Genomic DNA, 26951 nt, shown 5'->3' on the forward strand with positions numbered 1-26951 from the left:
GGTCATTCGACGAGTGGTGAAGGTCTACCGATGATAAGCGGAAATGTTTCTCGAGATGACGAAGGCTTCGTCACTGCAATAGCACAGAGCCAGAGGGATCTACGTGCCTTCATTGTGAGTCTGATACCACACTCGGTGGATGCTGATGACGTACTTCAAGAAGTCAACTTGGCTCTCTGGCGGAAGAGGCATACCTACGACTCCGAGCAGCTCTTTCTACGCTGGGCGATTGGGTTTGCTGCCATGGAGGTTCGCAGCTTTCGAAGTCGCGACGCCAAAAGCCGGCTGTGGTACAGCGAAGAGGCAATCATGGCGCTCACGTCCGACTGGACGGCGACTGATAGCTTCCGCGAAGAGACTCATCGTATGTTGAGTGGCTGTATCGACAAATTGGGCGATCAACAGCGCAGCTTTATCGAAGAACGATATCGAAACCAAGCCAGCGTTAAGCAGATTGCGACACAGACGGGAAAACCCGCCAGTACTGTTTATAAGATCCTAGCTAAGTCGATCCGTGCTCTTCGCGAATGCGTTAAGCGATCACAGCGTGAACAATTCGGGTGATTCAACCATGGAAACATCGTCAACAAACCATCCGTTCGACGAGAATCGGCTCGTGGATCTCGCCCTAGCGAGTTGCAGCGGGGCGATTGCGGAGGAGGAAGTGCAAGAGCTGTCGGCGTTGCTCACGGCGAGCCCTCATGCGCGCATGAAGTACTTCGAGGTGATGGCTGTTCACACTGAGCTTGAATGGTCGCTACGCAAGAACATACAGACCACGATGCCACCAGATTGCGACGTCTCATTGTTTGCCGACTTGAATAGTGTTCCAAGTAAGTGGGAAATGGGCTCGATGTGGCGGCTCGGCATTGCTGCGAGTCTGCTGGCAGTCATTTGCTGTGTCTTGTGGCTCCGGTGGCGAGACCAGGGCGAGTTCCTTGCGGGGCAGAAGACGATTCCGCCAAGCGTGCCGGTGGAGACCGTCAACTACGTCGGCACCATTACACCATTGATGGCTAAGGTGGATTGGACCGTAGGGCGTTCGAATGCAAGCCATACGAACGAAGTGCTCCAGGGCGACACGCTCTGGCTCAGGGAGGGCGCCATCGAATTGCGGATGGTCTCGAACGCGGTAGCAGTGCTGGAGTCTCCTGTCATTATGCAGATCGTTTCCGCAGATCGCATTCGCATGATTGACGGCGATGTAATGATCAACGTCCCCAGCGAGGCCGAAGGGTTTACGATCGAGTCGGAGGCCGCCGAAGTGCTCCACTTGGGCGCGGAATGTTCTGTCGGAGTCGAGGCGGGCAGCACCAACGTGGTGGTGTTTGATGGCGATCTCGAACTGCGATTTAAGGTCATGCCAAACGACGACGGGGCGAAACCAAGAGAAGTTCTTAAAAAATTGCGTGCGGGAGAGGCGGTGCAAGTCACTCGCGCCGGAACTCTATCTCGAATTGTTGATGTGCAGCGGCTTGGAGTAGGTCGACATGCTGTCGACAAAAATGAGAACGTGATTGCCTCGGTGACGGACAACAACGTACGCGAAGACTTGTGGAGCTTTTACGAGATCGTACCTAACGGTTTACAAGAGGATGCGTTGGCTTACGTCGATCGCCCTTCGCATGAATGGAACGGAGTAACTGCCGCGGGCATTCCCGAGTATCTGATTGGCGCGGAGCTAGTTAAGACGTTCAACAATGACAAAATGATCGGGCCACTCAATATCAGCCTTACACTTGCCCAGCCAGCAATCGTTTATGTGTTTCTGGATGAACGAATCACCACACCAGAGTGGTTAGTGGAGTCTTTTGAGAATACTGGCGACGAGATTGGTCTCGATGAAGGTGAGTTCCTCATTCCCGGTTCGGGAGTGGCTACTGACGTAGGGCCAGGTAAGAGTATTGAGCGTCGATTCTCCGTGTGGAGAAAAGTGATGCCAAAGGGAGGGGTTGCCAATCTGGGACCTAATGGTCCGCTGATTAGTACCGGAAAACGTCATAAGAGCTTGAAAGCCGGGGCCAACATGTACGGCGTGGCGGCCGTGCCATTGACGGTTGAGCCAACAGCACCGAATCGCTAGTGAGCGACGTCAGGTCTTCTCCCTCCTGGGGGTCGATGCGCACAAGCTGTCTTCGCATTGGTTGCTAACCCTTCACACTCCTATTCACATTGTTTCACAACTCATTATTAGGGTAGGTACTATGGCCTGTACTTGGCGGTACAAACGTGGTTTTACATTGGTCGAGCTATTGGTGGTGATAGCAATCATCGGTATCCTCGTGGCGCTTCTGCTCCCTGCTGTCCAAGCTGCGCGAGAAGCGGCTCGGCGGATTCAGTGTACGAATCAGTTAAAGCAAATAGCCTTGGCGATACAGAACTATTCCGATACGAATAAGTGTTATCCTCAGGGGCGAGCTGGATGCGATGGTGCCAGTCTCACGGATGCTGCCAATGCCGGCTTGTCGACCTCGGGTTGGGACAACAGCAGGTCTTACAGCGGGTTTGTTCAGATCCTTCCTTTTATGGAGCAGGGTGCTCTCTACGACGCGATCGACCTGGATCATTTCTGGAGCTCTCCAGGGGTGCCTGAACGCATCGGCGACGACACGCACTCCGTGGCCCATCAAGCCATCGTCGCTACGGTTATCGAGGCCTACAACTGTCCCTCCGATTCGCGTCCGAAGTCAGTGGATTGGGGCAATGGCCCCGAGGCGGTTGGTAGCTATGCACTCTGCATGGGATCGAATGGTCCCACCTATGGCTGGGCCTCCCTTCCTGTGAAGGTCGATAACACAGGAGTGTTCCTCTACGCGCGAAAGATCAAGCCTAGACAGATAACCGATGGACTCAGCCGCACAATGTTTGTGGGCGAAACGATCGATGGACACGAGAAAGCCACTTCCAATCGCTGGACCGCTGCGGCTCGCCATCAGGACAGCTTGAGGTCGACTGAAAACCCACTAAATACACCCCCCGGCTACGGCACACCCTATACCGCGTATGGATACACAACCAATGGAGCATTTGCCAGTCGCCACCCAGATGGTGGATTGTTTGCGTTCGGCGACGGACACGTTGAGTTCCTCAACGACAGCATTGACATCTGGACTTACCGAACTCTCTCCACGCGAGCCAATGGGGACTTGGAAGGAATCGATGACACCGTAGACGACACGCCTACCCCTCGCTAGTTCGAGCTTCAAGCAAATGCGGCGCTCGCTCAAGCGACAAGCAGCAGGCGGTTGCACGATTGCTCTCCAACGCACTGCGCTAAATGTCTACCATTCAAAAGTATACACCCATGTATGAAACCCCTCTGCGTATCGCTATCTTTCTGGCACTGTGTGGCTTTATAGCTGGCTGCAACAACCGTGATGTCACGCTAGTACCGGTCTCTGGGCGGGTGCTCATTGACGGGCAACCTGTTCCATGCGGGTCGCTTCAAGTACTGCCTGCGGGGTATCGCCCTGCTTTTGGCAAGCTTGACGAAAACGGGAGATTCGAATTGACCACACACACCGCGGGGGATGGGTGCGTACCTGGTAAGCACAAGGTCACGATCACCGCCATGGAGATGCAGCCCAACAGCCGCCAGAAATGGTACGCCCCCAAGAAGTATTCCAATCCCTCCATGTCGAATGTCATGATTGAGATCACGGAAGAGACCGCTGATTTGGAAATTGACCTCACCTGGGACGGTGGCAAACCGTTCGTGGAGAGCTTCTAGATCTCAAAGTACTGTGATCTTGTAATCTGCGGACTAATACCCAGAAGCCTCAAGTGGTCGGTATCCTCATAGCACAACATTCGTGCTCAGGATCCATACAACGCAGTCAGAAGACGGAAGCTCACATCGCTTGTCGCAACAAGATCCAGTTGTCTCGTTATTTGGAGATAAAAGCAGGTAACTGCGGAAAAGATAGTTGAAGTGGTGTCTTGTTGCCTCGACTTGAACCGTGTGTTCTGAAGTTTGCCCAATTAATCAGGGCAACCGAATCAATTATTCGTTGTGTCACAAGTTGATCACCACCTTCGAATGACCTCTGTTGCCAAGTTCGCAAACACTTCTTCCACTGCTCGCAATTCAGTTGATGTATCGTATCGCTCGTCGCCATGGCTGCCCTCAAAGTCTGCTAGCTTCTCAGGACTCTTAGAGCTTTGCTTCTCTTGTGGATCGTTTGAGTACCAGAATGGAAGAGACGCTTCGGCCCGTGCGGAACTCCAGGATTGCGGTAATGAATCCTTTATGAGTTTGACGGGACCTGCAACTCGGCTTGTCGTGGCCTTGGGGAGAATGAAGTAGGGAAGCTTTGCAGACGACTCGACTTGCGTGTCCTTGACGTTTGTATCTGCAGCAATAGTCGCTGAAGTCGTATCATTCGTGGTGACTACTGTCACTGCTGGGGAGGAAGGTGAGGTCTGCAGGGACGCCGGTTGATTGAACGGGATAGTGGCACCTAAGTTGTCTCGCCAGATCGTGTAGTCGGCAAGGCTAACCACACCGTCCAGGTTACCATCTGCGCCGGTGCCTGGCGTGGCCACTTCCTGGCCGAACTGGGTTTTCCAGACGAGGTAGTCGGCTTGTTCAACCGTACCATTTCCATCGTAGTCTCCGGGAAGCAGAATCGCTTCGAAGGTTGCTTCGTTCAGCGCCGACCACTCGCCACCATTGAGCGCACGGGCTTTTACCGTGACGCCGGGGGTAACCAACACAGGCGTGGTGTATTCCTGCCCCACAATGTCGCCCCCCATCGCCCTTGGATCCGTACCATCCAGCGTGTAATAGATGACACCACTGGTGCTTGTGATGTCCAGGTTGATACCGCCCGCAGCTATCTGGCCGCCTTGTTGGCTAAAAACGGGGGCATCAACCGAAGGATACAGGCCGGCGGAACGCAACTGGTTGATAAACACATTGGTGCGACCAGTCAGGAAGGTATCGACAACCGATTGTCCCTCCGCTTCCCATTGAGTCTTGGTCAAGGGGGTACTGCGGTGCATGTCACCCCATCGAGCGCTCTCGGCCACGATGGCGTTCTCCATCTCCGTTAGTAGAGACTGGTACCGAGAGATGGTTTCGTCGGGAGTCAGGGCACCATCGTTGAATAAGGCGCGGTAGGCGTGGTCGGCGAACTGTATCCGGAATTCCTCATTGTTTCTCAGGTAGCTGTAAGGCAACGCCGCCTCAACGTTAACATTTAGTCGATTGGTGTTAATGCTTGAGCCGAACAGATTCATCGTCGACTCGGCGTCCCAGCTCACGAATTTGAAGCCGGTGCTGTCCAGCCCCCGCTCTCTCACCGCGTACCAGTTGCGGTGCGGCCAGTCGACATTTCCGCCGTAGAAGTTGACGAGTAAATAGTCGATATAGTTGTCGATGTCCAAGTAGTCTTCATAAGCGGGGTTGTTCGAACCATCGGGGTTAGCACCTTGCAGACGCTGGTACGCCGCGGCGCGCTCGCTCGATGTTCCGCTACCCGCCTGTTGCGCTAACGCCACCATGGCATTCCAGGCGTCCAGGTCGCCATTGGTTGGACTGCCATCGTTGATCGCGTCCCAGTTGTCTTTGTCCCCACCGAAATACATGGCCGCAAACGAGGCGTCGGGACGTTCGGTTGGGTTGTAGACGCCCCAGTAGACCCCATTGATATAGAGATGCACTCGGTTGCTGTGCGACGCGACCTGTCCCAACGCAGCCAGTGTTCTGCTTGCGAATGCGTCGCGGGCGTATTGGGGATGCGTGCCTGCGCCGTCCCACGCGTAGCCGTCGTTCGATTCCATCCTCAGTGTGATGGTGTCGAAGCTTGCGACAGCATCATCGCCAAACAGAGGGAATTCGAGCTTCGTCGGGCCGTAGTCGTCCTTGAACAACAGGCGGAACGAGTGCTTCTTACTCAGGTCATGGCTGCGAAAGGCGCCGCCCTGAATGCGAATGCCTGCGTTCACCTGAAACCCCTCCGACCCATCCGGATAGATAAGTTCAACCGATGTAGCCCTCTCGTAGGCCACGCCGCTGTTGGTCGACTGGGTGTAGATGCCGTCAGGCCCGAACAAATCATCCGTTTCCATCACGATCGAAAGCGTGGGAATCGCGAGCAGGTCGTTCTGGATCGTGCTTGCGTACTGGCCACCGAATAGATCGCCGCCGAGCGAGTTTCCTGCGCTGTCGAAGTTGCCGATCACGTCGGGGTCCATGCCGTAGTCGGGGGATACCCCTCCCCAGCTAGTTGGGAACCCCGTCGCGAGTGTTGATGAATAGCTCTGAGATACAACGTCGTGAACGAACACGTAGGTGCTGCCGACGATTGTGGAATCGTAGTAGCCTTCCTGGAACGCGGCAGCAAGGATGACCATGGTGCCGTCGATCGGGATGGGGGACGTGTAAAGCAGGCCGGAATCGGGTGTCGGTGGGGCCCCGTTGGTGGTGTAGTAGATCTGCGAGCCGGCCGTCTCGTTGCTGATCGAAAGTCTCAACTCGTTGCTGTAGAAACCGTGCGGCACGCTAAACTTCGGAGTGCTCACAAAACCAAGCCTCCCTTCTCCGTTTGGTGCGCCGGGCGTAGGAGTCTCGTAGTAGAACTCCGTCGCAGCCGACATATCCAGCAATGCCGCGGTTAGCTGTGGCCGCGAGAGCAACTGACTGCTGAAGTCGTTGTCGTTCAACGCCTGAAATGCCAGCACGTTGTTGCCAGGCACGAGCAGGTCGTGAAATTCACTCAGGTCGAAACGTTTGGGGCTTAACGCGTCGGAGGCTTCGCGTTCCTCCAAAGCGAGCGACTGCCAGTTAAGATTCTCCGGGGCGTTTTCCACCACGATCCTCTCGCCATTCAAGTACGCGACGAAACCATCGTTAAACTGCATGTCCATCCACAACGCGCCCAGCGCCGACGGATCGACCACATTAAACTCAACGCGCTGATAGATGCTGCTGCGGGTTTGCTCCCATTCGGACTGCAGGTCAAGATCGACTAGTTGGTCCATGTTGAATTCCCGCGAGCTGAACAATTCAATCTCGGCCATTTGGATCGAGTTGGGCATGTTGCTGCCGGTTACGCCGTACTCGGTCTGAAAGTCGAAACGATAGGAGGAATAGCCCGTGGTGTTAGAGAACTCATAGAGCCTCGTCTCAAAGCGATCTTCGAAGTCTTGGGCATTTCTACCATCGACGACTGTAAACGTTTCTCCGTCGTTGGAGCCGCTCAGCGTCCAGCTATACGGGTCGCGGTTCGATGCGTCGTTCGCCGACGTGATCGTGTACCCATCGATAATGCGCGGCAAACCGTCGGTGAAGTGGATTTCATAGTAGGTGCCCGACGGAGCGAAGGCCAACCACTTGGTTGCGTCGGTGTTGTCTAACGCCTTGGCGGGTTCTTCGCCGGTGGGGGAGTTGCTTGAAGACCCACCCTCGAAAGCGACCGTCAGGATGCCGTCGTCCTCCGGGTCGGTGAGGTCACCGCCCACGAGGTCGCTAAGCTCGATACCGTTGGCTGGTCCAGGGGAATGTCCTATTGAGGAGTCGTATCCGACTCCAGGGCCACTTGCGCTCTGCGGCCAGGAGGAATCGTCGAATGCGATTTGGGTCCAGGCGGGGGACGCCCCCGTGTCAAACACGTCCGAAGTCGGCACCCACGCCGACGTAGTCGTCGAGTCGTCGATAAGGTTCACGATCTGGGTGTTCACGCCGTAAGAGACATCGGTCAGTTGTTGTGGGAACTCCGGCGCGTACGACCAGGCGATGTTCTCCAGCGGATCGGTAAGCCCCAGAAATTCTCCGTTCGCGCTCAAAGCGAAGTCCGTATGGAGATTGCCTTCAGGGTCGATATAAGTCTCGGTTTCTTGGCTGGAAGCAAAGACGATGAGGTACTCGCCAGGCGACAAGATGGACTGCGGTAGGCTAGGGAAGGTCCACTTATCGAGGTTGTTGGCCTTGTCGGTCAAGTGCCAGCCGGCCAGGTCAATCACGTCTTTGGTTGGGTTGTAGATTTCAATCCAATCGCTGCTATTGCCATCACCGTCATCAAGCGAGTTGTCGTTCGACGCGACGAACTCGGTGATGATGGGGGCCGAACTCAGCACGACTCGCGGTTCCAGTTTTTCGAAGGTAAGCGACCGAAGCGACTTTCGTGTGTTACAGACATTCATAGGAGTGCAGGTTTCCGGCAGTTGCGATTGCGAGCATGATTGGAGGCTCGCACTTTGAATGGGAAAATCAGAGAAGAGTATCTATGGCAACTTGATGGGGGAGGAGAAGAGTTGTTTCGTAATCGAGTGGAGACGGAGGTGATGAAACGCACCGCCGCATAAGAACAGTTAATGCAAACCCCACGAGTTCGGTGTTTCCAATTCATTCATTGTAAATCCGGCTCGTTCTTTGAGCTACCGATATTGTGGAAGAGCAGTGACCTCGCTCGGGGAGCGGCTCGCTCGAAATCCCTTTCTTGATGCCGGAAGAGTGAGAGCTTTAGCCATCTCCTTCCACTTGCTTCAGATGTTTAGCTGGAACGCCTCCCACTATCGTTCCACTAGGGACGTCTTTCGTGACAACTGCTCCAGCGGCTACGACGGCTCCCTCGCCGATGGTGATGCCTGGTAATACCGTTGCTCCCGCACCGATCCAGGCATGCTTCCTGATGATGACTTGGCCAGGCACAAGGGTCTTTCGGTGTTGGATGTCGACCGGATGGTCTTCGGACGTGATGTTGACGCGAGGGCCGATCATCACATCGTCTTCGATCATGATGCCACCAAGGTCGAGCAGTGAGCATGCGTGGTTGATAAAGACGTTTCGGCCGAGTGTGATGTTCCGTCCGTAGTTCGTGTATAGCGGAGGAAATAGTGTTGTGCTCTCGTCCACCTGACTCCCAATTAGTGTGCTCAGGAGGCGACGTACTTGGTCGGTGTCTTCGGCACTGTTGAGCTGCTGCAGCAAACGCAGTGCGCGGTTGACCTCCGCTGCTACTTGCCGGAAGCCCGGATCGTCGAGTGGGACCTGCTCACCAGATCGCAGCCTTGCGAATATGTCGTTGCTTTGTTCCATGAAAGTGTCTCTGAGCAAGGGGGCACCCATGACCGGATTGCTGGCTCGGACTAAAGTTGCCGAGTCGCTCTATCTCTAGCGGTTCTCATTCAAGATGTTCTTCAACTTGTCGAACGACAATAGGTGTGGTCCAACGAGCAAAGTATAACAAACAAGTGCTAGAAAAAGGGTTCACAGCATAGAGTGGCAACCCGCAAGTTGCTTGCTTCTCGGTGCGAAGGCGTGGTACATTTCGCGTAGGTCGTTTCTTGTAGCAAACACTGGCTCAGGTGCAATCGCTGTGTCTGGCACTTTTCCTAACGCCGACTTGCGTCGTGCTGATCGTTCGAGTCAGCCACGGTATGCGTTTCGGCTGGCGAGCACTGAGGAGGAGATCGCCCAGCTACAGCAACTCTTGTATCGTACGTTTGTGTTGGAAGTGCCTCGCTATGCCGACCCTGGCAGCGATCGGCTGGTCGATAAGTTTCACGACCAGAATCTATACTTCATCGCACTCCGTAACGATCGCGTGTGTGGCATGCTTGCCACGCACGACCAGCCTCCTTATTCGTTTGCCGATGCGGTCGACGACCCCGCGATTGTCGACCAGTTGAGCTTGCCGCTGTGGGAAGCACGCATCCTCGCGGTCGAACCGAGTGAACGTTACGGGTTTGTGTTCGCTGGCCTCGCCTGCCTGGCGTTTACGCATGCCTTGCAGGAGGGCTGCAAACACATTGCCATCACCGGGTTGGCGACGCGGCAACGCATGTACGAACGGATGGGGTTCGCCGCGATCGGCCCGCCAGTGTTGCGGGGGAAGGAGCATTTTGTCCCGATGGCGATCGAACTGTCACGGATCCCTGCGCACGTGTGCCGAGACCTCGAACGTTGGCAAAAACGACACTGAGCGGAGTACTCCCAAGTCCGTTGCCAGCGTCGGCGGAGCGTGTTATGAATCGAGGGCCAGCAACGTGAGTCTCCGTACACGCATCAATCAGTGGATGTTTCACCGCATCCACGGCCGAACGCTTGTGTTCAACGATTGTCGCGAAGACCCACGCATCGATCGCATCGCGCTCAACATCAACGCCGATGACGAAATCGTGGTGATTACTTCGGCCGGATGCAATGCGCTCGACTATCTGCTGTGTGGTCCTCGTCGCATCTACGCAGTCGATATCAACCCACGGCAGAACTGGCTCTTCGAGCTAAAGATCGCGGGGCTTCGCACGCTAGACTTCGACACCTTCTTTTCGTTTTTCGGGCGGGGCTACCTGCCGGATGCCGAAGAGCACTATCGGAAGTCGCTGCGTGCTCAGCTGTCAGCACCCGCGGCCGAGTATTGGGATCGCCAGATTCGCCGATTCCGGGGGCAGAAGCCTTCCCACTCGTTTTATCTGACGGGACCTTGTGGCACGTTCGCCAGGGCGATCAATGCTTACATTGATTACGTGATCCGGAAACGCGCCCTGGTTGATCGGCTCTTTCATGCGGCGACTTTGGAGGAGCAGCGCTCGCTCTATGAGAACGAAGCCCGCGATGCTTTTTGGAAGCCGATGATTCGCTGGTTGGTGAGTCGCGATACGACCATGGCACTGTTAGGGGTGCCGCTCGCCCAGCGCCGGCAGCTAGAGAAGGACTACCAGGGGGGAGTCGCCCAATTTATTCAGGACGCGATGGATGCTGTGTTTACCGAGATCCCGCTGCGCGACAATTACTTTTGGCGCGTCTATCTCTATGGCAGCTACAGCGAAACATATTGCCCCGAGTATCTCACTCGTGAAGGGTTCGAGCAATTGCGACTCGATCGGTTGGATCGAGTGAGTACCCATAGTATGGCGGTGCATGAGTTCCTGGAGAGCCATCCAGGCAAAATCAGCAAGTTCGTTCTGCTGGATCATATGGATTGGTTAAGCACCCATGCCCATCCCGTGCTGATTCGCGAATGGCAAAGCATCGTCGATACCGCAGAGCCTAACGCTCAGATCCTCTGGCGGAGCGGGGGACTCACGACCGACTTCGTGGAACGCCTGCCGGTAACGATCGAGGGCCGGAGTCATACCGTCGGCGAATTGCTCGACTACCAGCACGAACTCGCCCGCGAGCTGCACGCCAAAGATCGAGTGCATACGTATGGCAGTTTTACGATTGCGACACTTCGAGGCAGTCCAGGGTAGGGCTTCGCTGGGGGAATTCCCATTCTGAGATTGCGTCGGTTTTCGCTGGAAAATGGCCACAGGTGGTGTTCTAATGGACAGGTAAGTGAGGCTGTCGGCTTTCAGCTGATAGCTGTCGGCTGATAGCTTTATTTAATGAAAGGAGGTTTGCGAAATGTGATGCTTGCGATGAACTCGAACCTTCAGCGACGCGCAGGCGAATGGTCGGTTGCGTGGGCGTTCGTTGCTGCGCGTGTGGGTAATTTGGGTGATGGGGCTGCGTCGCTGTCGCTCCTGGTCCCATCCTACGAGTCGCTCGTTGGTGACGCGTTCGAAATGGCTAGCTGAGATCTTTCAGTCGCCGGAAGCTCCCTCAAGATGACATTCCGCAATCCGCAATCCCCAATCGTTTCCCTTCTCAAAATACTTTCCCATGGGTGGGAATCTATTTTGGGCAACTATCACGGAGGTGTTGATGCAACTCACTGCTGGTAAACGACTTGCGATAGATTCCCAGCGCGAAAATAGATTCCCACTCGATGCGTTTTGGGAAATGGGAATCTATTCAAGACCGAAAACCACTAGTTTTGCAGCGTGGGCGCGGATTCAATTTTCCCATTGGTGGGTAAATTGGGAATCTATTTGCGCAGCGATGGGAATCTATTCGTCACGACTAAACCGTGGGGGTGAGTTGGTCGCTGTCGAGATTCACCGTGAACATTCGCTCGCCATCGCGGTTGATCCATTCGGCCTTGAGCGTCGCCGGGCTGAGATGGGTGTCGATTTCGATTCGCAGGAATACGTGCGGCTCCTGGGCGTGATGTACCAGATTTGGGTGAGGCACATCCAGCTCGGGAATCACCCCGGCGTGCAACGGGCTCACGATGAACTGCCAGAGGTCGTAGCCGACACGGGGGCCGTAGTTCAGCGCCCTGGAAACGTGGATGTCGCCGCCGATGAGGAAGCAGCCGGGGATGGCCTGGTTGCGAATGAAGTCGTAGATGGCATCGCGTTCGTAGCGATAGGTGTGCCAGTCGTCTTTTTCGGAGTTGGTTTTGTCGTCCCAAATCATGCCGGTGGCCAAGGCCTTGAAAGTTGCGGTGCTGCTGGTGAGGCCTTGCTTCAGCCATTCCCACTGTACCTTGCCGATGCAGGTGGTTTGCGACGGGTCGGCCCAGCTTGGTTCGGTGCGACTGAACCAGCGAGGATCGATGAGGAACACCTCGAGCGGGCCGCGACGGAACGACGTGTAGACGCCGCGACCGTCGCCGAACGGGTCGGTTTGCAGCGCGCCGTCCGCGCGATGTCCGAACTCGCGGTTGGCGCGGTACTCGGTGAACGCGGTGCGGCAAACATGCTTGCCAGGAAAATCGCCGTGGCCGTCGTTGCGGCCGAAGTCGTGGTCGTCCCACGTGCCCCAGCACGGCATGTTAGCAACCATCTTGGCAATCTCCGGTTGCGACAAGAAGCGACGGTGCTTCTCGCGAGCTACTTTCAAATCGCCTGAATCCACATAAGGAGTATCGCCTAAGAAAATGAACCCTTCGCACCCTTCGTCGACGATGCGAGTCCACACGTAATTCGGATCGGAAGGAGCACAGGAGCCCATGCTGAGCACCATCTTGGTGGGCGTGCCTGCCATGGTATCGGTGCTGAACTTGAAAGGACCAAACGTCTCGACCTCGGAACCATCGGTGATCGGAGTGATCTCGTACTGGTATTCGGTGGCCGGTTCCAATCCATCGACATCGAACAATAAGGTGAAATCATGGTCGGCATCAGGAGTCTTGGTCGCAGTCACGGTGCGACCATCGCTCGATTGCACCGAGCATTGCCAGGTAGTGATGTGCCGCTGGTCGTCGCTCGGTCGGAACCAGATGCGTGCCGACTCGGTGTCGACATGTCCGACCATCGGCCCTGCCGGAGGCGAGGGTGGCAGCGGAGTCACTACGACCGAAGGAGCTGTGCCTGCGGTGACCGCGCGAACATGGTCGGTGACGGCCGCGAAGAAGCGTTCGCTCGCGTCGATGGCTGCTTTGCCGTAAGTCGGTGTGCCATCGGGACGATAGCACTTGTCGAGCCAAAGACTACTAACCAGAAAGCGACCTTTGCCAAACGCTCCTTCGAGCAAGCAGGGACTGCGGCCATCGGCTTCGGAGGCCAAAACGACTTGCATGCCAGACCATTCGTCGAAGCTCTCCCAGTTAGGATCGTTGCGATGAAAGAAATCGGTGCCCACCTGAGTTGCACCATCGGGCCACCAACTGCTGACCAGCGGGTGGTCGATAGCCAAAGCAAACACCGAAGTAAGATCGCGATCGCCGCGTTTGGCGTTCATGCCCTTCGGCAGGTACTTCACGGTATTGCCAAACTGGTCGGACTGAGTCATCTCCAGCACCACCCCGCCGGCAGCGACAAACTGCTGAAGCTCCGCAGTAAACTGCTCGACGTAGGCTCCGTATGGCTCGTCGTTGTTGGTGAACGAGCCAAAGACGATCAGCTGAGGACGATTCGGCTGCTCGAGTGGCGAACGGTCCACCTGCAGCGGCGCGACCTTGCAGCCAGCAGAGGAGAGCAGGGGGGTAAGCCCGGTCGACTTCTCGGTCCAACGATCCGCATGCTCCAGCACGCAAACTCGCACTTCGGCTTGAGGTTGGTCGATGTTCTCGGCGGCAGCGGTGTCGATGGCCAGGGTGGTCAGGCCAGCGGTGCCGGCCACCATAAACTTGCGTCGATCAAAGCGGGAGGAACTCATGGGGTACGCGCCTTATGTAATGGAATCAGCTGGCCGCTTCAGCACTTTGCGGAGGGGAAGGAGTCGAATCAAAGGAGTTATAAACGAAAAACAAGCCGGAATACCGCGTTAGCAACGCAGCTAGCGGGGACCAACCTGCACGCAGGAATCCGCCGCGGTTTGGCTGGCGCGGGTCCCCAATGCCATGCGGGCGTCGGCGTCGATGTCTTCGTCGATGAACTCCACCGAGCCATCGCAGCGAACCATCTGGAACCCGCCGGGATGCTCGCTGCCGAACGCGAGTTGCACCCGCTGGCAGTCGGAGCTACCAGGAGATCCGGGGGATTCGCAGGCCGAGTTGTTGGGGAACTGCTTCTGGTAGTTGATCGGCACCGCCAGCGAACCAAGGCACTCCGAGACGTCGAGGCCATGAGCGCCGTTGCGGGAGATATCGATATCGTCGCTACCGATGGCCCAGTGATCTTTGTGATCGCCTGGATCGGGCTCGCGGGTTCCGCCGACGCGTTCCTGGGCTTCGGTGTCGTGCACGGCCTCGCCGATGAGCATGGTGTTCGACGTGCCATCGGTGATCTGCCGGATCTTGGTGCGACTCCACGAGTAGAGCACTCCGTCGAGGTCGCCAAACCGGGTGTTTTCGGTCTTTATTTTGCCGTTGGAGGTCGAAAGCACCTTGGCTGGACAGGAGGATTTGTATCCGTTGGAGACAATGCCTGTCGCGCTTCCCAGGTACGAAGCCGGGACACGACGCATGACGTAAAAGCTATCCATCGCTACGTCGAGTTGGTGCTCGAGCAACCCTGCGGAAGGACACCGCATGACGGGATAAACAGTCTCCTGCAACTGCGTGTTGCGGCGAATGTTCTCCGGCAGATCACCGATGTTGGTGTAAGCGCCGCCGGGATTGCCCCATTGATAGTTCAGCCCCGAATGCTCCTGGATGGTCGCCGCTTCGTACGAGACCCCCTCTTCGAGATAAGGGAGCGTGTAGTACGACCACATCGATCCTTCGTTCGCCGCAGCGCCTAGTGGAAAGTAGCCAATTGTGTCGTGGTGATTTAGCGAGGCCAACCCGAGGTTTTTGAGATTATTACTGCAACTCATGCGTCGGGCCGACTCACGAGCTGCCTGGACTGCTGGCAACAGCAAAGCCACCAAAATGCCAATAATGGCGATGACTACAAGCAATTCGACCAACGTAAAACCGTTACGAGACACCGTCTTCGTGGACACGCGCATGGGTCCGTCTCCTGCAACTGGTAAATGCCGCTCAGCGGCTAGAAAGCTGACGATACTGGGACTCTTTGAGTGAGCTGTACGCCGACCAGGATACAGGGGTGTGACTTAAAGTCAACAAAAGTGTAGTTAACTTTCGGTTAAGTTTTGCTGCCAGCTAGTTGGTCACATAGAAGACGCAAAGCACCTGAGCCGCTTTTTTGCTGGGGTTATAAACCCGATGAGGAGTCGAGCCATTGAAGTACAAGCTATCGCCAGCGTCGAGCACGAACTGGTCTTCGCCGTAGTCGAACGAGACTTGCCCCGAGAGCACCAACAGGAACTCTTCGCCTTGGTGAGGAAGCAGTTGGGCTCTTCCGCCGTGCGGGGGAATCGTCAGCAAGAAAGGCTCCATCGCTCGCGATTGATGACCGTGGGCGAGCGACTCGTAGTGAATGTTGTTGCCGGGCGAGGGGTCGCGATCGAACTCCTTTCCCTCGCCTTTACGCACGATGCAGAGTTCCGGGCCTGCTTCCAGGCCCTCCAGCAGTTCCGAAAGAGGAGTCCCCAAGCTAGCAGCGATCTTGAAAAGCGCCGGCAGCGACGGCGTCACGCGGAAGTTTTCCACCTTGCTCAGCCAGCTACGCGTCAGCCCGGTGCCAGCAGCCAGTTGCTCGATGGTCATTCGGCGATCCAGGCGTTGCTGACGGATTCGCTGCGCGAGTTCCACCAGATTGCCGTTGGTTCCAGTGGCTGAATCGCTCGAATCCGAGGACGTTGAGGATTGTGAAGATTCAACTAATTTTTCTGACACTTTGTTGACGGGGGCTGGAGGGTCCGTAGACTGATTCACGTGTGTGACTGAGAGTCACAAAGTGTGAACCGCGTTAATTTCCTGTTAAGCAGTATCGTGTTTCGCACCAAAAGTACCGTTTCCTTCCTGGGGTTCAGTTTAGCGGAATGGGGCGATTTCGGGGTAATTAACCTGCGAGGCCAGTTTCCGATCAGTAAAAGCCATCCTGCAGGTCGCCATTCTGCTCAGCTCTGAACCAGCACTGTGAGCCAAAGTCTACTGGAGAACTAGTAAAATGTTGAAGCACCTGACGCACCTGCTTATCGGCCTGGCCTGCATGATTTCGGTCGGACCTGTGTCGGCCGACCTCGTGGCTTACTACGATTTCGAAGATCTCTCGAATGCTGGCAGCCTGAGCGGGCCGGAGCTCATCGCCACGGGAACCGGGCACACGTTGGGAGCCTCAGGCGGCATCGTTGGCAACGCCGTCGAGTTCACCGGCACCGAAGGCAACGTGTTCACTGCCGGACTAGGCTTCGGCGGTGGTGGCGACAACCAGCTGGGCGATAGCTTCACGGTTTCCGCCTGGTTCAATCTCGATACCAATCCAAGCAGCCCATCGAGCCGTTTCTTCGTTTACGAGGGAACCACCGACTACGACATCTCCTTTGGTGTTCGTAGCTACAGCGACGTCGATGGTCTCGCCGATACCCAAACGTTTACCAATGGGGTAGGTTCCGCGCTTTACGCCGATACGCATACTGCTGGGCAATGGCAACATGTCGCTCATACGTACGAGAGCATCGGCGGAATCACCACCATTCGCACTTACCTCGACGGATCCGAAGTAGGTGATCCACTGGTTGGTCCCACCACGAGCCTGGTCTCCGAGGCAATCAATCTTGGCAACGCTCGCAACACCGCGCTGAATCGTGGTTTTGACGGCAAAATGGACGAAGTCGCTTTCTGGAACTCGGCCCTTCCCCCGGAATCGATCACCAGCATCTATAACACCGGCCTCAATGGTCTGGCGATTCCCGAGCCGCGTGATCCTTCGACCTATACGGTTCAAGACTTCTACGACATAAGCAACAACCTCTCTTTGGGAGTCGCGCTCGGCACCGATGGCGACCTCAACATCGACGGGGTTGTCGACTTTGCCGACTTTCGTCAGTGGAAAGACAATGCTCCGGCTGCCGTGCTGGCTGCGGCCGGTTTCGCGGTGCCTGAGCCATCGACTCTGCTGCTATTCGGCAGTGCTGTGGTGTTGTTTGGATTGCGTCGGTTTCGCCATCGTTAAGACGAACGATCGATTGATTTTCCCCACTTCATATCCAAGCAATTAATAGCGAGCATAAACAATCATGAGACGTTCAATCACCGGCAGCATGCATGTTGCCCTGACCGCTCTGGGGCTGATGCTCTGGGCCACGCATGCGGCGGCACAAGTCGAGGTCGTGTGGGTAGGTGCTGATCCTGGCAATAGTAACTTCGATGGCGACTTCAACGTAGCGGACTATTGGGATCACCCTTCGATCAACGGACCCTTCGTGCCCGAAGGAATCTACGACGAGATTGCCATCATCAACAACGGTGGAACCGCCACGGTATCGGGTTCGGTTCCAGTGCAGGGCTCCCTGAGTGTATCCAACGGAACGCTCGCAGTCGGCTCGGGCGGCAGCATCCAAGTTGCCGCGGTGGACACCGTGGATGGAAACTCGGATCCCACAGGGGTGTTTACCTCTGGGGCAGCAACTTTTGGTGGCAATGGTGTGCTGAGTATCGCCAATGGAGGGGCGTTTGAAGCGGAGTCCCTATCGCTGAGCGGCCTGCTTCAGCAGCAAATCACCAGCACTGGGCTTACGGCCATTCAGGTTGGACAGTCGGTGAATCTCGGCGGCAACCTCGAGATCGACTTCAGCGGCTTCACGCCCAGCAGTTCCGGTTCGTGGGCATTGATCGAAGCCAACTCGGTTTCTGGTTCGTTTGTCGATATCTCCGCTCCTGGAGTCACTCTGCAGGAGGGGCTCTTCTGGGGGACTCGAACTGTTAGCGTCGGCGGAGGTCGCGAGGCCGCGGAGTTGTTCGTCGATACGCAGCTCGTCCTGGAAGTCGATGCCGATAGTGGTGGTGTCGCGACCATCAAAAGCCCTGTGGCAGGATTCCCGGTCTCGATCGAAGGCTATCGGATTCGCTCGGCAGCGGGTGGATTGAATCCCGCGGGATGGAATAGCCTGGACGATCTCGATGGTCCTGGCAACGACGACGGCGGATGGCGCGAAACGCCCGGCACCGCAAATCAGCTCGCCGAGCTGAATCAAGATGGAGCGAGCTCTATCGATGATGCTGGTGTTAGTCTCGGTACCATCTTCATGCCTGGATCGCCTTCTGCGTTTCGCGAAGCGGTTCCGGGAACCGACTTGGTGTTCGATTACACGCTGGCCGATGGTTCGGTGCGGCAGGGACTGGTGAACATCAACTCGAGCTATGTGAACGACCTGGTGCTTACCGTCGATCCGACGGATGGTGATGTGAAGTTAAGCAATCCTTCGGGGTTTGCGGTAGAGATTGAAGCTTACGAAATCAAGTCGTCGATGGACTCTTTGGTGCCAGGGGGCTGGACGAGTCTGGACGATGCCGATGGAGCAGGCAGCAACGATGGTGGTTGGCGTGAAACGCCAGGCAGTTCGTCGTATCTGGCCGAGTTGAACGAAGATAGCACGCTGGCTGTGAGTGCAGCGGGCAAGAATCTTGGTTCAATCTACGACTTTGCAACCGACGCTCGCGATCTGGTATTCACCTTCCTCATGGCTGGTGAAACCGAACCACTCATGGGGACGGTATTGTACCAGGAGTTCACTCCGTCGGCGGCCGATCTTGGCGACTTCAACGGCGACGGCCTGGTGAATCTCGCCGACTATACCGTATGGCGCGACAATCTTGGTGGCTCGGCCTCGGCACTCAACGGAAATGGTAGTGGAAGTAGCGTCGTGACCGCTGCGGACTACGAGATCTGGAAGGATAACTTCGGCGCCGACTACACCAATGGTCTATCCGCGGTTGCCAGCTCGAATGTGCCGGAACCGAACACGGCATTGCTCGTGGCTCTCGTCGTGGGAGGGTACTTCGCCATGCAAGTGGTGCGACCCAAACGAGGAAGAGCAACAATTTAGCTCGAATTTGAATTTCCGACTATTCTGATTCTTCATCACATACATAGATTTGCTTCAGGAGAGTGACCCAATGAGAATGTTACTATTGCTGGCAATCGCTTCACTCTGCGTGCCAGCCCAAGCGGGAGTGGTTGCATACTACTCTTTTGATCACGACTTCACGGCTACCGCTGGTGGTGCGGGCTACGATCTGACCCCTATGAACGGTGCCACTGCAGGCGATGCCGGCGGCAAGTTCGGCAACGCGGCCACCTTTGAGCGGGCGAACGAAGAGTATGCCTTCACCGGCGGCGATGTGCTGCAGCCAGGGCAAGACTTTAGCTATACCGCGTGGTACAAGACGGCCCTGGAAAACGAAGAGGAAGGCATCGAAGGAAGCAATCGCTACTTCGTGCTCGAGACCTCCTTGAACGACACACCGAGCGGCGACGGTGCCTGGACCGCTTCGCTTGGTCTGCGAGACGTCTCCGGTACCGATGTCATGGAAGTGTTTACCCACCCGAGTCTGTCGGTGGTGCAAGCTCCCATGGCCTTGAACGAATGGCAAAACGTGATCGTTACGTTCGATGCCGACGGAGGTACCAACGAAGACACCGGCGTAATGAAGGTGTACCTCGATGGCGCCCTGATCGATACCGAAGACAATCTGGCCACCCGCACTGCCGTTGGTGGGCTAGTAATCGGTGGGCATCGCGCCGGCACAGGACGTAACTTCGACGGCATGATCGACGAAGTCGCCTTCTTCGATCATGTGCTGAGCGATTCGCAAGTCGCCATGTTGCAGGAGCAAGCCGTGGTTCCAGAACCAAGTAGCTGGTTAATTGGTTTTGCGGCCTTCGTGGCCATTGCCACCCTCAAGCGTCGGAATGCCTAGCGACTTGTAGCGGGACTCCTTGGAGCCTGCTATTTCCCAGAGGACGGCGCAGGCGGGCAGCACTGCGCCGTCCTTGTTGAGTTTCGAGAGATTGGAGCCAGTCGAGATTGCCGAGCCTTCCATGCTTGCCGTGTAGCAAGCAACCAAGGTTTCTCGATGGCTCGCACAACCTGGGCGGGTTGTGGGACTTGAATAGCAATGTGGGCGATGACGATGAGTAACCTCCGGTGTTTCGTGAATCGAGGAGTGTTTGACAGTGCGCCTCGCTCGCGTTGCAGACTCTCGGCTTGGATTCTTTTGTGTGCTGGTCTCTTCCTGCACTGCGCACCTTGTGATGCAGCCGATTACAACGTCGATCACGTGATTCACATCACCGTGGATGGTCTTCGCGGATCGGCGATCGATCTGTTGGGTCCGACCGAATTGCCGAACTTCTATCGCATCCAGAGCGAAGGGGCATACACCAACAACGCCCGCACCTTGCGGGAGAATACGGTGACCATGCCAAATCACATTTCGATCCTCACTGGGCGACCAAGAGATGGTGAGCTGGGGCACGGAGTGACTCGCAACAGCGATCCTGGCGACGCGAGCGTTACCGTGCATACCGACAAGGGAGAGTACGTGCCGAGCGTGTTCGATGTGGTGCACGACCATGGTGGATCGACCGCGTTTTACGCAGGGTGGAGCGGTTTTAACTATATCGACAACAGTTGGAACGAAGTCTCGGGAGCCGCCGACTTGATCGGTGCCGACAACGGCAAAGACAAGATCGACGTCTTCAATCTGCGAACGAATGACGACATTCAAGCACAGACGAGTGATCTGATCAGCGACTTGGCGACCGACCCTTACACGTACACGTTCATGCACATGCATCGCACCGATGCCGCGGGGCATGGCAATGGCTGGGATAGCGAGGAGTATCGCGATGCGGTGCGACTTGCCGACGTGCAGGTTGGACGCATCCTCGATTTCGTCAGCAGCGATCCCACACTCTCGGGAAACACGGCTGTCATCATCACCGCCGACCATGGTGGAATCGGTACCGGGCATGGCGATATCAACAGCGTCGAAACGTACCGCGTGCCGTTCTACACGTGGGTGTCGGGCGAGCAGATTGGCCAAGAGCTTTACAGCGCCAACGCGGGTGTGCGGGCCGATCCTGGGTTACTCGCGCCCGACTACACCGCCCCGCTGCAACCGATCCGCAACGGTGACTCGGGCAACTTGGCCCTTGATCTGCTAGGACTCGGAGCGGTGCCAGGCTCTTCGATCAACTCCCAACAAAACTTGCGGCTCAAGTTCGAACTCGACGAACTGCAGGAGATGTTCCTGATGGTCGATCCGGTAACCGGCGCTACTCAGCTTCGCAATCAGTCGACCAGCGACGTGAAGTTTGATGGATACGCCATTCGCTCGGCGAGTGGTTCGCTCAATCCCGAGCGGTGGCATAGCCTGGACGACCAGGACGGTGAAGGGCCTTGGCGCGAGTCGAATCCTTCTTCCACCTTTCTGGCCGAGTTGTACCAGGACGGGGATTTCACCATGACTCCGGGGCAGGTGATCGACTTGGAAGAGTTGTTCGATCCCTCGGTGGGGGTGATGGACCTTGAGTTCGAATTGTTGCTCTCGGGGCAATCCACGCCGGTCGCCGCCCAGGTGTTTTACAATATCGTCCCTCAACCAGTTTCGAGCATCGACGAAGTCCTGCTGCTGGTGAACCCCAACAGTGGCGACGTGCAACTGCGGAACCAATCAGGCAGCGATGTTTCCTTCGAGGCCTATAAGCTGCAGTCCGAAAGTGGATCGCTGCTCCCTGAAGCGTGGCAGAGCCTGGACGATCTGGATGGATCTGGCAACGACGACGGTGGTTGGCGCGAGTCGAATCCCTCGAAGGATCAACTGGCCGAGCTACTTGAGTCGGGCGATTTCACGCTTGAGAGCAATCATGTGATCCGGCTCGGCAATATCTTCGATAGCGAAGGTGGCATGCAAGATCTCGCTTTTCAGTTGCTGATCGAAGGCGAGGCGAATGCCGCCTCGCTCCGCGTGGTTTACGATATATTGCCGGAAAACCCCGACTACAACGGCGACGGAATCGTGAACCTGGCCGACTATACCATTTGGCGTGATACGCTGGGGGCTGTCGGAATCGGCCAGCCGGCCGATGGCAATGGCGACGGCAAGGTTGACCGAGCGGACTACGAAGTCTGGAAGCAATCGTTCGGCCAGCTGTATCCTCCAGTCGATAACATCCAAGGCCAAACCGTGCCGGAACCGCCAGCTTATTGGTTGCTCGCGTTGCTGATGGTGGTATCTTGGGTGCAACAAAAAACAATCAAGCGGTGACCTGCGTTCGAAGTCACTCGCATTCATAGAATTAAGGAGTAATTATTGTGATTGAACTAGTCGTATTTGACATGGCCGGCACGACGATCGACGAAGATAACGTGGTTTACAAGACCGTGCGTGCGGCTGTGAATGCTGCCGGGTACGAGTTTACCCAAGACCAGGTGCAAGCTCATGGGGCAGGCAAGGAAAAATCACAGGCCATTCGCGATGTGTTGAAACTCGATGGCCAGCAACACAGCGAGGAAGAGGTTCAGCAGATTTTTGCCGACTTCAAGCAACGCCTCGGCACTGCTTACCAGGAACTCGACGTTCGCGAGCAGCCTCAAGCCGCGCAGGTGTTTGCCGATCTGCGAGAACGGGGAATCAAGTCGGTGCTGAACACTGGATACGACCGTCCCACGGCCGAGATGCTCATCAAGAAACTCGGCTGGGAAGTAGGTACGCATATCGACGCCCTGGTTACTGCCAGCGACGTGTCGAACAACCGCCCCCACCCCGACATGATTCTTAAGGCGATTGAAGTCACTGGAGTTAGCTCGGCGGATGCGGTGGCGAAGATCGGCGACTCGCAAATTGATATCGAGGAAGGCAAGAACGCCGGCTGTGGAATGACCTTCGGTATCACCACCGGCGCTCAAACCGCAGAGCAATTACTGCAAGCAGAGCCTACTGCGGTGCTCGATGGGTTGTCGGAACTGCTGCACGCCATCGAAAGTGCGACCGTCGCCCCGTGAGGCGGCGCTGGTTTGGCAGCTGAGCGTGCCAAATGATTCACGCTCGATGCAGTTCAAGAATCGAAATCGCCGTCCTCTCGCAGGACGGCGATTTCTCCTCCCATCATTGATGGAAGGTTCATCCCAGCGAAGCTACTTTACTCAAACGAGATTGTCGGCTTCTCGGTTTTTCCGAGTACCCAAGAGTAGATCTGTTCGATCTGGCGAGCTTTCGCTTCCCAGGTAAATAGCTTGCGAACCCGATCGACGCACGCTTGCGATTTCTCAGCGATGATAGTGGGATTCGACACCACCTGCTCCAGCCCAGCCCGCATGCGATCGACGATCTCGCTGCGCGAACCGAGCTCGATAGGAAACGCCGTGCTGGCTGTCATCAGTTCTGCTGGACCGCCGTAGTTCACCGCCATCGAAGGCAGGCCGACGGTCATTGCTTCCAGGATGACACCGCCGCCGAACTCGCGAATACTCGGAAAAGTCAGCAGGTCCTTATTCACCAGTTTGTCGACAACCTGCTCGTGAGGTACATTGCCCGCGAACGTTACTCCGTGTTGAATACCAAGTTCCGCGGTCTGGTTCTCGAGCGCCTGTCGCTCAGGTCCATCACCGACGATTTCGAGTATCAGCTTGCCTTGCTTGATCAGTTCGGCAGCCGACTCAAGTACGATGTCGCACCCTTTGTAGGGGACGAGTCTCCCCAGGAACACCGCCTTGATTGGCAATGCTGCGGTGTGCGACCGCTGCCCGGAGAATCGATCGAGATCGACTCCGTTTTCAGGCAGGTAGATGATTTTGTCTTTCGCCCAAGCAGGCATCTGCGCGAGTGTGTGTTGCGAGCCACAGATGATGGCCGACGCGTATTTTCTGGTGCTGCGATAGTAGGGTAGCAATTTGTAGGCACTACGCAGATACGAAAGCCATTCTCGTTCTCTGCGTCGTTCGGCGTCAAACTCACGTGGCCAAGGCAAGCCGCCATTGAGTGGACCGACCACAAAAGGCACCCGATGCTTCGCGCATTTGCGGGCAATCAGGCTTGGCATCGTGGGACTCAGCGGAGTCACTCGATGCACCAGCGAAAACTCTCCGCTCTTGATTCGAGGGCCAAACTGTTTCCAGAGCAATCGCTCAAAATAGTAGTAGGGCAGGGCCGAGGCTGCCATCTTGGTCGTCCAACCCTTGCCAGCATCGCCACTGAGGAAGTCGCCGATCTTCCACATTGCGCTAGCAACGGCTTCGGAATCGATCGCAGTGAACTCACTCGGATCGACGCCCGATCGCTCGATGGCTTCCGCGTTGCGAATCTGCGTGACCAGATGGCCACCGATCACCTTCTGAATCGCCCTCGCGTGACTCCATCCCACTAGCGGAACCGAGACCCATTCGGGATTCGCAGCTTCGGCTATGATCAATGGATTCATCAACAAGGGACTTTCTGCAGGAGATGCTTGCGGGCGGGCTAGCGATACTCTACCGATCACCAGGAGTAATGTCTATCACTACTATTGGTATTGTCGAGTATCGTTAACCACCGCCTTGCGATCAACCGGCACGGATACTACTCATGCAGACCAGGCACGCCCCGAACACATCTCAACTCATCCGCAGTCTGCTGCTACTACAAATCACGGCAACCCGATGGCACAGTTTCGTGAATCAGGCTGGCAGATCTCGAGCTTTAATCTGCCAACTATTTCCGGCATTCGGAGACGCTGTGGCGAGCAACGGTTAGAACTCTTCGAACGTTCCAAAACCATCGTTGCCAGCTCCGACGGATTGCAGTTCTCGCTCGACATTGTCTTCCAGGTCGAAATCGGCAAATGCCTGCTTGGCCTTGGTGGATTTAGGTGGAGCGGACGAAGGAGCGGCAGTACTAGGATGGTGGTCCACGTCGACAGCTTGCTCAGCAGGCGACTTCTTGACCTGATTAAATAGATCCACCACCTCTTGCAGGTGACGTGCTTCGGTGGCCAGCGAAACCGCAGTACTCGAAAGCTCTGCGGTTTGCGAGGCGTTGCTTTGAGTCACGTGATCCATACGAGAAACGGCCACGTTCACCTGTTCGATGCCAGTGGCTTGTTCCTTGGACGCAGCGGCAATTTCGGTGACGATGTCGGTCGCTCGCTTCACCGAGGTAACGATTTCCTTCAGCGTATCGCCTGATTGAGAGACCAACTCCGAACCGGCTTCAACCTTGGAGACCGAGTCTTCGATGAGGCCTTTGATCCATTTTCCGCTGCGCGCTCATCGCAAGTCGTTGGTAGTTCATGAGTTACAGTCAGGCGACCGCGGAGAGTGCCCAGAATAGATTCCCAAGGGTGGGAAGCTATTTTGGGGTGGCGGGAATGGGGACTCCGGGGGCAGATATTCATGATGGTGGCGTGGCATTTCGAAGGAGCTTCCAGCGTCCCGAAGCTTCTCAGTTCGCCACTTCGAACGAGTTACCAACGCGCAGCAGCGAACGCCCCCGCAAGCGTAAACAGAGTCAGTGACTGCTGTTACCACTCGCCTGCGCGGCGGATGCTCACCTGCGGTGGAACACGCATTCTGTTAAACCACTTAACCCTCCAACCACGAGCTGCGGACCACAAACAACGGACAATATAATACTGTTCAGTAGAACACTTTTGGTGGCCAATTCCTAGCAAAAAAAGAACATTCCGTGAGGAAGATTAGGGCTCAATAGGTGATGAGGGGATGGCCATCGGACACGGTGTTACAGAGACTCGAGCCACTCTTGTACCGCATCGAGCCCCACCTCGTTGCGTTCACGCGCCAGGCTGATGGACGCTTGCACCTCTACTGGGTCCAGGTCGGGCCCGCTCGAAATAAACTCGGCCACTTTGTCGACTGTGAGATCGTGGAGTTGGTGAATACTCAGGCTACTTAGTTGGAGGTCGTCTTTGATCTGTTGAATCTTGGTCGTTCCCATTTCCACTTGAGCTTGGAGGATCCGCGTGTTTCCGCTCAGTAGCGACAAAATCGTTGTATGTAATCTGCAGCTAATGATCGCATCGCGTTTGAACTGGAATGGCGTATACATGAGATCGTCGCTGTAGAGATGCATGTGATTATGCTTGCCACATACGTAGTTTCTCGCATACATCTCACTCCCAATCGGTTCTTCGACTCTTACTAAATCGTAGACCCGGCTGGTATCGCTCTCAAAGTAGTCAAGTAAGTCGGTTACCTTGGCTTTGCCCTCCGTTGCGTTCGCGTGTGGGATGCGCAGCGCAGCAGCCACACCATCTCGGTAGACAATGCTGGAGGGTTGAATGCTGAAAGCAATGTCGCTTGAGCAGACAACCTTGGGGCAACCTGCCATTCGAGCGTAGTTTCCCGATTCGGAAGTTCGAGCGACGAACAGATCCGCTTCGCCTAGAGACTGCCGCAGCTTTGGTGCATCCAGAACATTTTTCTCCATGGAATGGAAGAACACCGCTCGGCGCTTTGCGCGAGGATACAACCACCAGTTCGAGAGATTGCCACTGTAATTCGAGGCCAGTCGTCCTCCCGGGGCTTCGCACACCGCGTCCACGCGGTCAAGCTTTGCAGCCCATCGGTAGCCTTTGCCGATGTAGCGTTTCAGCCATTCAATCCTTTTCCGGGATGGGCTCTTGTCCGTTGCCAGCACTAGCTGAGGAAAACGCAATACCAACCGCTTTGCGTATTCCGGATCCAGGAAGGTATCGATGGAAAAATCGTACTTATCAAGAAGCTTTCTTTTTTCGAGTTGTTCAAAGAACGCGAAGTGCAGTGGGTAGTCGTTTGCTCCATGGGCGCGTTGATAAGCAACTAAAGGCATGTAGGGATTTCCTGGTGAGCCGTGACGTTTGTTCGTCAGGCAACGAAACTGATTTAGCGAAGTGAGTGAAGCAGTTTTTGA

19 protein-coding genes are annotated in these 26951 nt (G+C 56.0%); 11 read left to right on the plus strand and 8 right to left on the minus strand.

What is annotated here, in order from left to right:
• Positions 1-30 precede the first annotated feature (30 nt).
• The 4 genes from Pan181_RS05840 to Pan181_RS05855 all read left to right on the plus strand — a co-directional run bounded on the left by Pan181_RS05840 (position 31) and on the right by Pan181_RS05855 (position 3730).
• Positions 31-564, plus strand: a complete 534-nt coding sequence (locus Pan181_RS05840; protein ID WP_145245937.1) for a sigma-70 family RNA polymerase sigma factor — start codon at positions 31-33, stop codon at positions 562-564.
• Between the two features lie 7 nt (positions 565-571).
• Positions 572-2083 carry a FecR domain-containing protein gene (locus Pan181_RS05845; protein ID WP_145245938.1) on the plus strand — a complete coding sequence of 504 codons (1512 nt, stop codon included), beginning with the start codon at positions 572-574 and terminating at the stop codon, positions 2081-2083.
• A gap of 121 nt (positions 2084-2204) precedes the next feature.
• Positions 2205-3194, plus strand: coding sequence for a DUF1559 domain-containing protein (locus Pan181_RS05850; protein ID WP_145252032.1), 990 nt, complete (start codon positions 2205-2207; stop codon positions 3192-3194).
• 314 nt (positions 3195-3508) lie between these two features.
• Positions 3509-3730 (plus strand): hypothetical protein, encoded by a 222-nt coding sequence (locus Pan181_RS05855; protein WP_145245939.1) that lies wholly within the window; start codon positions 3509-3511, stop codon positions 3728-3730.
• A 296-nt stretch (positions 3731-4026) separates the two neighbouring features.
• Here the strand turns inward: Pan181_RS05855 and Pan181_RS05860 are convergent, their stop codons facing one another.
• Both Pan181_RS05860 and Pan181_RS05865 read right to left on the minus strand, forming a co-directional pair.
• The gene (locus Pan181_RS05860) at positions 4027-8145 is read right to left on the minus strand and encodes a CotH kinase family protein (protein ID WP_145245940.1); all 4119 of its coding nucleotides are present in this window, start codon (positions 8143-8145) and stop codon (positions 4027-4029) included.
• Between the two features lie 319 nt (positions 8146-8464).
• Complete coding sequence (locus Pan181_RS05865) at positions 8465-9040, minus strand: DapH/DapD/GlmU-related protein (protein ID WP_145245941.1); 576 nt, start codon at positions 9038-9040, stop codon at positions 8465-8467.
• 280 nt (positions 9041-9320) lie between these two features.
• Between Pan181_RS05865 and Pan181_RS05870 the strand changes: the two genes are divergently transcribed.
• Positions 9321-9926, plus strand: a complete 606-nt coding sequence (locus tag Pan181_RS05870) for an N-acyl amino acid synthase FeeM domain-containing protein (protein WP_145245942.1) — start codon at positions 9321-9323, stop codon at positions 9924-9926.
• A 64-nt stretch (positions 9927-9990) separates the two neighbouring features.
• The gene (locus Pan181_RS05875) at positions 9991-11196 is read left to right on the plus strand and encodes a DUF3419 family protein (protein WP_231943762.1); all 1206 of its coding nucleotides are present in this window, start codon (positions 9991-9993) and stop codon (positions 11194-11196) included.
• Positions 11197-11848: 652 nt separating this feature from the next.
• Here Pan181_RS05875 and Pan181_RS05880 read toward each other — a convergent pair.
• The 3 genes from Pan181_RS05880 to Pan181_RS05890 all read right to left on the minus strand — a co-directional run bounded on the left by Pan181_RS05880 (position 11849) and on the right by Pan181_RS05890 (position 15872).
• Positions 11849-13930 carry an alkaline phosphatase D family protein gene (locus Pan181_RS05880; RefSeq protein ID WP_145245943.1) on the minus strand — a complete coding sequence of 694 codons (2082 nt, stop codon included), beginning with the start codon at positions 13928-13930 and terminating at the stop codon, positions 11849-11851.
• 120 nt (positions 13931-14050) lie between these two features.
• Positions 14051-15166, minus strand: coding sequence for a DUF1559 family PulG-like putative transporter (locus tag Pan181_RS05885; RefSeq protein ID WP_145245944.1), 1116 nt, complete (start codon positions 15164-15166; stop codon positions 14051-14053).
• A 154-nt stretch (positions 15167-15320) separates the two neighbouring features.
• Positions 15321-15872: a helix-turn-helix domain-containing protein gene (locus Pan181_RS05890; RefSeq protein ID WP_231943763.1), complete on the minus strand. Its 552-nt coding sequence runs from the start codon at positions 15870-15872 to the stop codon at positions 15321-15323.
• A gap of 358 nt (positions 15873-16230) precedes the next feature.
• Between Pan181_RS05890 and Pan181_RS05895 the strand changes: the two genes are divergently transcribed.
• The 5 genes from Pan181_RS05895 (at position 16231) to Pan181_RS05915 (ending at position 23071) form a co-directional block, all read left to right on the plus strand.
• On the plus strand, positions 16231-17235 hold the full coding sequence (locus Pan181_RS05895) for a LamG-like jellyroll fold domain-containing protein (protein ID WP_145245945.1): 1005 nt from the start codon (positions 16231-16233) through the stop codon (positions 17233-17235).
• Between the two features lie 64 nt (positions 17236-17299).
• On the plus strand, positions 17300-19108 hold the full coding sequence (locus Pan181_RS05900) for a hypothetical protein (RefSeq protein ID WP_145245946.1): 1809 nt from the start codon (positions 17300-17302) through the stop codon (positions 19106-19108).
• 70 nt (positions 19109-19178) lie between these two features.
• Complete coding sequence (locus Pan181_RS05905) at positions 19179-19982, plus strand: LamG domain-containing protein (RefSeq protein ID WP_145245947.1); 804 nt, start codon at positions 19179-19181, stop codon at positions 19980-19982.
• A gap of 297 nt (positions 19983-20279) precedes the next feature.
• Positions 20280-22334 (plus strand): alkaline phosphatase family protein, encoded by a 2055-nt coding sequence (locus Pan181_RS05910; RefSeq protein ID WP_197528956.1) that lies wholly within the window; start codon positions 20280-20282, stop codon positions 22332-22334.
• A gap of 47 nt (positions 22335-22381) precedes the next feature.
• Positions 22382-23071, plus strand: coding sequence for a phosphonatase-like hydrolase (locus Pan181_RS05915; protein WP_145245949.1), 690 nt, complete (start codon positions 22382-22384; stop codon positions 23069-23071).
• 137 nt (positions 23072-23208) lie between these two features.
• On the opposite strand, the gene Pan181_RS05920 is transcribed toward Pan181_RS05915, so the two are convergent.
• From Pan181_RS05920 to Pan181_RS05930, 3 genes are all read right to left on the minus strand, one after another.
• A complete protein-coding gene (locus Pan181_RS05920; RefSeq protein ID WP_145245950.1) occupies positions 23209-24486 on the minus strand; it encodes a glycosyltransferase family 4 protein in 1278 nt (425 codons plus the stop codon).
• 307 nt (positions 24487-24793) lie between these two features.
• Positions 24794-25291: a methyl-accepting chemotaxis protein gene (locus Pan181_RS05925; RefSeq protein WP_197529257.1), complete on the minus strand. Its 498-nt coding sequence runs from the start codon at positions 25289-25291 to the stop codon at positions 24794-24796.
• Between the two features lie 490 nt (positions 25292-25781).
• Positions 25782-26870 (minus strand): polysaccharide pyruvyl transferase family protein, encoded by a 1089-nt coding sequence (locus tag Pan181_RS05930; RefSeq protein WP_145245951.1) that lies wholly within the window; start codon positions 26868-26870, stop codon positions 25782-25784.
• Positions 26871-26951 lie beyond the last annotated feature (81 nt).

It is taken from the genome of Aeoliella mucimassa (genome assembly GCF_007748035.1).
Classification (GTDB): Bacteria; Planctomycetota; Planctomycetia; order Pirellulales; family Lacipirellulaceae; genus Aeoliella; species Aeoliella mucimassa.

Coding starts and splice junctions, on each gene's coding strand:
- Pan181_RS05840 (WP_145245937.1), top strand. CDS start 31: ATGATAAGCGGAAATGTTTCTCGAGATGACGAAGGCTTCGTCACTGCA.
- Pan181_RS05845 (WP_145245938.1), top strand. CDS start 572: ATGGAAACATCGTCAACAAACCATCCGTTCGACGAGAATCGGCTCGTG.
- Pan181_RS05895 (WP_145245945.1), top strand. CDS start 16,231: ATGTTGAAGCACCTGACGCACCTGCTTATCGGCCTGGCCTGCATGATT.
- Pan181_RS05930 (WP_145245951.1), bottom strand. CDS start 26,870: ATGCCTTTAGTTGCTTATCAACGCGCCCATGGAGCAAACGACTACCCA.
- Pan181_RS05920 (WP_145245950.1), bottom strand. CDS start 24,486: ATGAATCCATTGATCATAGCCGAAGCTGCGAATCCCGAATGGGTCTCG.
- Pan181_RS05860 (WP_145245940.1), bottom strand. CDS start 8,145: ATGAATGTCTGTAACACACGAAAGTCGCTTCGGTCGCTTACCTTCGAA.
- Pan181_RS05885 (WP_145245944.1), bottom strand. CDS start 15,166: ATGCGCGTGTCCACGAAGACGGTGTCTCGTAACGGTTTTACGTTGGTC.
- Pan181_RS05850 (WP_145252032.1), top strand. CDS start 2,205: ATGGCCTGTACTTGGCGGTACAAACGTGGTTTTACATTGGTCGAGCTA.
- Pan181_RS05880 (WP_145245943.1), bottom strand. CDS start 13,930: ATGAGTTCCTCCCGCTTTGATCGACGCAAGTTTATGGTGGCCGGCACC.
- Pan181_RS05865 (WP_145245941.1), bottom strand. CDS start 9,040: ATGGAACAAAGCAACGACATATTCGCAAGGCTGCGATCTGGTGAGCAG.
- Pan181_RS05900 (WP_145245946.1), top strand. CDS start 17,300: ATGAGACGTTCAATCACCGGCAGCATGCATGTTGCCCTGACCGCTCTG.
- Pan181_RS05905 (WP_145245947.1), top strand. CDS start 19,179: ATGAGAATGTTACTATTGCTGGCAATCGCTTCACTCTGCGTGCCAGCC.